Below are 4058 nucleotides of genomic sequence, written 5' to 3'. Positions count from 1 at the left end.
ACATCATCGATGAGTTTCGAGGCTTCGTGTGATGGGGCATGGTTGCGTGCCTGGTCAGCAAGACGCGATCCGACGACTACAACCGTGCGCTGCAGGCGGCGATGCGTGGCTCGGCATTTTCCGCCGACTGCTCAAGCTGGTACAAGAACGCCCAGGGCAAGGTCATCAACAACTGGTCCGGCACGGTGGACGAGTACCGCGCGGCGGTGCGCTGGGGTCTCGGCGTATTCGAGCAGATCTGACAGGGGCAGGGACGTGTCTTCGGAACTCTCCTGGCAGCAGCTAAGCGAGGTGGCGGAGGATGCACGGCCCATGGTGCAAGCGTTTCGCGAAGCGGGCGGCCTGCACTACGGCAGCCTGGCGCCGGAGCCTTCGCGTGCGAACTTTGCCCGAGCCTGCAGCCTGAACGGGTTGAACGGCATCGACGGCGTTGGCCACCGCGACATCATGGTGCCGGTGACCGACGGTGAGATTCGGGTGCGGCTGTACCAGCCGGTCGAGGCCGAGTGCGCGGGCGGCAGTATGGCGACCATCATCAGCAACGCGCCGGCTACAGGGGCGTACCAGGTCGTCGGCCAAGTGCTGCTCTATCCGGTGACGGACCTTACCGCAAGCCGGCCGTCCTACGGCCGCTTCCAGGGTGGGCTGCCGCTCGTCGCAGAATCGATGCAATGGTTTCGTGATCTGTACGTGCCGGCAGGCACACCGCTTGACCAGCCCGCCTTGTCGCCGCTGCTGCATGCAGAGGGCCGCCGTCAGCCTCCGATGTTTATCGCCACCGTTGGCCTGGACCCGCTCTGCGACGAGGGCATTGAATACGCAGCAACGGCAGCGCGGGCGGGTGGCTTGCTGGAGCATCACCACCTGCCTCGTCACATGCACGGCATTTTCACGGCGGCAGGGCGCATCAGCACTGCGCAGAAACTGCTGGAGCTTGCCGGCTTATTCATTCGTCGACTTTCTCGGCACTCGTAAAGCGTTGCTTCTGACCAGCAACGATGAGGTCGCCTTCTTCTGATGGGTGGCACGCGAGCTAGCGCGTGTGCTGATCGCTGCGTCTGCAATGCCGCGTCGACCTGTCGGTCTTGACCCGCACCTCGGCAATTAGCCAGGCCTGCAAGGCATGGACCCATTCGCCTGCCCATGCGCGAATCGATTCAGTCGACCGCCCGCGTGAATCCGAGCTCCGTGCGCCTCCCTCGGTCGCTCCTGTTCCGGCCCTTTGTCTGACGGCAACGCGTGACGGCAACGCGGCACGCGCACGTGCTGCAGCGTTGTTCAGCAGCGATCGAACCGCCGAATCCACACCAGCATGCGCAATGGACCGGTTGGACATCGTTTGCGTCCTGTTTGGTTGGTATTTTCCCTAGCTTTTCACATCTTGATGATAGGCCGGTGCAACGCTAATATTTGGCCGTACTAACGTTATTTGTAGGCCGTCAATACGTACTGGTAAGGCGATGCTCAGGGGTCGGTGCCGTACCGGGCGTCACGCGGCTGTGCTGGCTTTCTTGGCGGCGAGACGATCTTCAAATGGCAGCCCGAAAACAGGTGCCGGGGCTACAGCGCTGTAGGCGTTTTCTTCTGCTCCGCACACCTGTTTCCATCAACGCATCTAGCAGAGAGGCTCAGGCCATGGCTGCAAGCAATAAGCGTCAATCGATCGTCCCGGCCCCTTTCCAAGGGCACTACGACGCATATCACTTCTCGCCGGCAACGCGCGTGGGCAACATGGTTTGGGTGTCTGGCCAGGTTGGGGTGGACGCCGACATGAAGCCTGCGGAGGGGATGCACGCGCAGGCGCACATCGCATTCGAATGCCTGAAGCTCGTTCTCGAAGAGGCGGGCGCGAGCCTGGCCGATGTGGTCGAGCTCACGACGTTTCACACGGACCTGCATGGCGACATCGACGCGTTTATCGCCGTCAAGGATCAGTACTTTCCGAGCCGCTATCCGTCGTGGTCAGCCGTGGGGGTCACGCAGTTGGCCTTGCCCGGATTGCTGATCGAGATTCGCGCAATGGCCGTGGCCGGATCCGGAGAGGAATGAGCGCTTGTGGTGGCCGGACATGCCGGCTGCAAGGCGAGAGATATTGGAAGGAGCCCATGATGAAGAAGCAACGCATTGGAGTCGTATCCGCTATCGCGGCCGCAGTATGTTGTGTGATCGGCACCGCCGCCATGGCGGAAGATCTCACGCCGGAGGGCGGTGATCGGGCCGCGAGCAAAGACGGTGCGGTACCTGCTTACGCAGGCAGACAGTCGCCCGAAGCGGGTTGGGAGTGGGGCAAGTACCGCGGCGATTTCTGGAAGCACAAGAACGAGAAGCCGCTGTACTCGATCGATGCATCGAACATCGACAAGTACGCAGACAAGCTGACGCCCGGCCAGATCCAGCTTCTCAAGCAGAAGAAGGGCTATCGCATGGACGTGTATCCGTCGCATCGCGAATGCCAGGTGCCCGACGTCGTTGCTCAGAACTCCAAGGCAAACCTCACGGCGGCCAAGCTCGATTCGACCGGCGAGCAATTGCAGACGGCAGTGCTCCCAGGTGTTGCGTTTCCGCAGCCCAAGAACGGCGCGGAAGCGATCCTGAATTACATCTATCGCTACCACGGTGAGGGCTTCGAATGGCCCAAGATGATTACCACCATTTCGCCGCGCCCGGGTAGTAACGAATGGATCGATATCGTCTCTCCGCAGCACGCGTTCTTGCCCTGGGGCAAGCCGGGCAAGACGACGCCGCAGGATATTGATCAGTTGAGCACTGCTGCCTTCTTCAAGATGGAATCGCCACCGGCGCTCGCTGGGCAGGCGTTCGTGCAACGCCAGTATTTCAACAAGCCTTCGGAGACGTTCTACTACTTCCCGGGACAGCGCCGTGTGCGCCGCATGCCGGCCTATACGCACGATGCGCCGGTCATCGGCATGGAGAACCAGTACCTGATCGATGAGGCCAATATGTTCTACGGCACGATCGACCGGTTCAACTGGAAACTCGTCGGCAAGAAGGAACTGCTGGTGCCGTACAACGCGTTCGGCATGTACAAGTTCAAGACCAATCTGCACGACGTTGCCACGCCCGATGGCGTTGCTTCTAGCAACCGTCGCTACGAGATGCACCGCGTCTGGGTGGTCGAGGCCACGCTCAAGCCCAGCGCCCGCCACGTTGCATCCAAGAAGGTCTTCTACCTCGATGAAGACAGTTGGCTGGCCCTCGTCGGCGAAGACTACGACGCCCAGGGCAAGCTCTGGAAGGTGCGCGAGAGCTACCCGATCCCGGTGTGGGAGCTGGGCGGCACGTGCGACAACCTGCCGTTCGCGATGTACGACCTCAGCAACGGCCGTTACGTGATGGATCAAACGACGTTCGGGCAGGGCAAAGACATTCGTTGGTACGAGCAGATCAATGATCCGCGCTTCAAGACGGACTTCTTCACGGCCGAAACCCTGCGCGCAGTGAGCGAGCGCTGAACGTGGCCGCATGAGCGGGGGCCGGCACGCGCTTGAGGAGGGGCGTGCCGGTATCAAAACGGGTTGGAGGAAAACATGAATACCAAGAAGATGTCCACGCGGACAGCGATTTCGCTCGCCGTGTTGGCGGCAACAACGTCTGCAGCGTACGCCTACGACTTCACCATGGGCACGGACGACGCGGTGAAAGGCTCGCTGGTGAGCAACGTCACGGCCGGTGTGGCAACGCGGACGAAAACCCCGAGCTGCGCGCTCACGGGTGATCCAAACGCGAACGGCTGCGGTGCGGCGGCCAATACCGACCAGTGGGGCGCGGGCGACAACGGTGATTTGAACTACCGCAAGTGGAAGCCCTACAGCGCGTACCTGAGCGCGACCAGCGAGCTGCTGCTGACGATGCCCAGCGAGGGCCTGAAGTTCATGGCGCGCGGCACCGGCATGTACGACTTCATGGCCAAGAACACCGAGCGCACGCCGCTGTCGAGTGATGCGAGGGCGCAGGTGGTTTATGACGCGCACGTGCTTGATCTATGGGCGCAGAAGGACTTTACCGTGGCGGATCAGAACGCCCACGTCCGTATCGGC

The 4058-nt window shown here is 61.6% G+C and carries 5 protein-coding genes; all 5 read left to right on the top strand.

What is annotated here, in order from left to right:
* Positions 1–38: 38 nt before the first annotated feature.
* The gene (locus AB0305_RS22780) at positions 39–242 is read left to right on the top strand and encodes a hypothetical protein (protein WP_366174145.1); all 204 of its coding nucleotides are present in this window, start codon (positions 39–41) and stop codon (positions 240–242) included.
* A gap of 13 nt (positions 243–255) precedes the next feature.
* A complete protein-coding gene (locus AB0305_RS22775) occupies positions 256–975 on the top strand; it encodes an alpha/beta hydrolase fold domain-containing protein (RefSeq protein ID WP_366174143.1) in 720 nt (239 codons plus the stop codon).
* A 660-nt stretch (positions 976–1635) separates the two neighbouring features.
* Entirely contained in the window at positions 1636–2049 is a 414-nt protein-coding gene (locus AB0305_RS22770; protein WP_366174141.1) for a RidA family protein, read from the top strand.
* Positions 2050–2105: 56 nt separating this feature from the next.
* Positions 2106–3473, top strand: a complete 1368-nt coding sequence (locus AB0305_RS22765) for a DUF1329 domain-containing protein (RefSeq protein WP_366174139.1) — start codon at positions 2106–2108, stop codon at positions 3471–3473.
* A gap of 75 nt (positions 3474–3548) precedes the next feature.
* The coding region (locus AB0305_RS22760) for a DUF1302 family protein (RefSeq protein ID WP_366174137.1) at positions 3549–4058 on the top strand (510 nt) is incomplete at its 3' end.

Source organism: Arthrobacter sp. NPDC080086, assembly GCF_040702285.1.
This window is presented reverse-complemented; position numbering and strand designations above follow the sequence as displayed.

What these genes read in the sequence shown, in the direction of transcription:
- AB0305_RS22765 (WP_366174139.1), top strand. Translation starts at nt 2,106, where the DNA reads ATGATGAAGAAGCAACGCATTGGAGTCGTATCCGCTATCGCGGCCGCA.
- AB0305_RS22770 (WP_366174141.1), top strand. Translation starts at nt 1,636, where the DNA reads ATGGCTGCAAGCAATAAGCGTCAATCGATCGTCCCGGCCCCTTTCCAA.
- AB0305_RS22780 (WP_366174145.1), top strand. Translation starts at nt 39, where the DNA reads ATGGTTGCGTGCCTGGTCAGCAAGACGCGATCCGACGACTACAACCGT.